The following is a 2,514-nucleotide window of genomic DNA, read 5'->3' on the forward strand; positions in this document are numbered from 1 at the left end:
ATACATAATGTTAAAGGAGATGAATATGCCAAGTGTTAATCAGTATTTTGATAATAAAGTAACTTCTATTGCCTTTCAGACTGCAACCAAGCCAGCTACTGTAGGGGTTATGGAAGTGGGTGAATATGAATTTGGCACCAGTGAGTTTGAGACGATGACCGTAGTTAGTGGCGCTTTAACGGTTAAACTACCCGGTAGCGATAATTTTAAAACTTATGATGCGGGGCAAAGTTTTACCATAGAGGCCAATCAAAAGTTCCAAGTTAAAGTAGAAGTGGAAAGCGCCTATCTTTGCACATATGGCGAATAGGCTAAAACATTAATGCAAATGGCCAATGACTGGCTTTTGTTGAATATTAAAAATATTATAAGGATTTTATATGAAAACTGAATCACAAACATTTATCGTTACTGGCGGTGCGTCAGGTCTTGGTGAAGCAACGGTTAGAGAGCTGGTATCACGTGGAGCAAATGTCATCATCGCTGACTTAAATGAAGAAACGGGTGAGAATTTAGCCAAAGAGCTTGGTGATAAAGCACGCTATGTACGTTGTGATGTGACTAGTGCTGAGCAGGTTCAAGCTGCAGTTGAAACTGCTGAAAAAGAATTTGGTGGTTTGGCTGGAAGTATCAACTGCGCAGGTATTGCAATTGTTCAAAAGTTATTGGATCGAGACAACAATCCAGCCGATCTTGATCAGTTTAACAAGGGCATACAAGTAAACTTAGTCGGTAGTTTCAACGTTGCCCGTTTGGTCGCTGCAAGTATCGCTAAACGTGTTGCTAGTGATGGTGGACCGAACAATGAGGATCAAGGCATTATTATTAACACCGCTTCTATTGCTGCATTCGATGGTCAAGTAGGTCAGGGTAGTTATGGGTCTTCTAAAGCTGGGGTTGTAGGACTTATGCTTCCATTGGCTCGTGAGCTGACACGGCATGGTATTCGAGTAATGACCATTGCACCCGGCGTCTTTGGTACGCCTATGATGGAATCTTTGCCTGAAAAAGCGCGAACTCAACTTGAAGCCAGTGTGCCTTATCCTAAACGCTTGGGTCAACCTGCAGAGTTTGCCAAATTAGTAGCGCATATTATTGAAAATGCCTATCTAAATGCTGAAGTTATTCGTATAGATGGTGCGATTCGTATGATTTAATATTAAGATGCAATTATGTATATAGCATTTTTTTATTGATTTAAGGTTAATTATTGATTGATATTCAAGCGAAATTATCAAATCCGAGGCTTGATATTTCATTTAGCCTTATATGAAAAAGTTAAATAGTTTGCAAGGCTGTACTTTATAACTAAGGCTGTACTTTATAATAAGGTACAGTCTTTTTTTTACACTTCATATAGAGTTATATATAAAGCTATAAATTCTTCACAAGTTACAGGGAGTAACAGTTTACCTAAACGTGGCATCTGTGTTATAGCGTTTGCTGTGTTTACAATAGACACAATAATAACAAAGTATATTAATATAATTATGATAATAGGGACGGTAATGGGTCAATTGAAAAGTAATTCAGAGTCTGAGACTGTTATGGAGCGATCAGTTAAGTTACAAATGGATAATGATCTGCGTCATGACTATGAAGCTTTAGCTAAGAGAGCTAATTTACGCTATGTGAGTGATGAGGAGCCTGGGTATACAAGAATGCGCTGCGGAAAAGGCTTTAGCTATCGAGATGTAAATGGTCATACAGTCAAAGATAAAAAATTACGCAAACGTTTTGATTCGCTCGCCATACTGCCTATGTGGTCAGAAGTCTGGATTTGCAATAATGATGATGGACACCTTCAATGTACGGGTAGAGATGAAAAAGGTCGCAAGCAGTATTTATATCATCAGCTATGGAATCAAGTGCGTGATGAGGCTAAATTTGATGCCATGATCGGCTTTGGTAATAAATTGCCAGCATTACGTGCTCAAGTTGAACAAGACTTAAAATTAGAGATGTTAAGTCGTGAGAACGTATTGGCTGCAGTGGTAAAACTGCTTGAAACCACGCTAATTCGTATTGGTAACGACCGTTATGCTGAACAAAATAAAAGCTATGGTTTAAGTACTTTACGAAGCAAACATATCACAGAAACTGAAGAGGGTCTGGCATTTGATTTCGTTGGTAAGAGTGCCAAAGAACACCACATTGAGCTACAAGATGAGCGCTTAATTGATATCATTAGAGCTTGTTCTGATTTGCCAGGATATCGTATTTTTAAGTACCTAGATGAACAAGGTAATAAACAGGTAGTACAAAGTGAAGACATTAATGGCTATCTACGCGAGCATACGGGTGAAGAGTACAGTGCCAAAGATTTTAGAACTTGGATGGCATCAGTATTAGCTGCAGAGTATCTTTATGAGCATGCTGATCCCCAATTATTAAATAGCGAACCTGATAGTAAAGAACGTCAGAAATTGGTTGTCGATATGGTAAAACATGTGGCCAGCAGAGCCCATCCCGAATTCTGTGTAACTGCAATTTAGATTAAATGCTTACTCACAC

General features: G+C 38.8%; 3 protein-coding genes. All 3 read left to right on the forward strand.

Going from position 1 to position 2,514, the window contains the following annotated elements; genetic code table 11:
* Positions 1-25 precede the first annotated feature (25 nt).
* The 3 genes from QZ265_RS10540 to QZ265_RS10550 all read left to right on the forward strand — a co-directional run bounded on the left by QZ265_RS10540 (position 26) and on the right by QZ265_RS10550 (position 2,495).
* Positions 26-310, forward strand: coding sequence for a pyrimidine/purine nucleoside phosphorylase (locus QZ265_RS10540; protein WP_296405973.1), 285 nt, complete (start codon positions 26-28; stop codon positions 308-310).
* A gap of 70 nt (positions 311-380) precedes the next feature.
* Complete coding sequence (locus tag QZ265_RS10545) at positions 381-1,157, forward strand: SDR family NAD(P)-dependent oxidoreductase (RefSeq protein WP_296405974.1); 777 nt, start codon at positions 381-383, stop codon at positions 1,155-1,157.
* Positions 1,158-1,508: 351 nt separating this feature from the next.
* Positions 1,509-2,495, forward strand: coding sequence for a DNA topoisomerase IB (locus QZ265_RS10550; protein ID WP_296405976.1), 987 nt, complete (start codon positions 1,509-1,511; stop codon positions 2,493-2,495).
* The last annotated feature ends 19 nt before the right edge of the window (positions 2,496-2,514 follow it).

The organism is Psychrobacter sp., assembly GCF_018260395.1.
Classification (GTDB): Bacteria; Pseudomonadota; Gammaproteobacteria; order Pseudomonadales; family Moraxellaceae; genus Psychrobacter.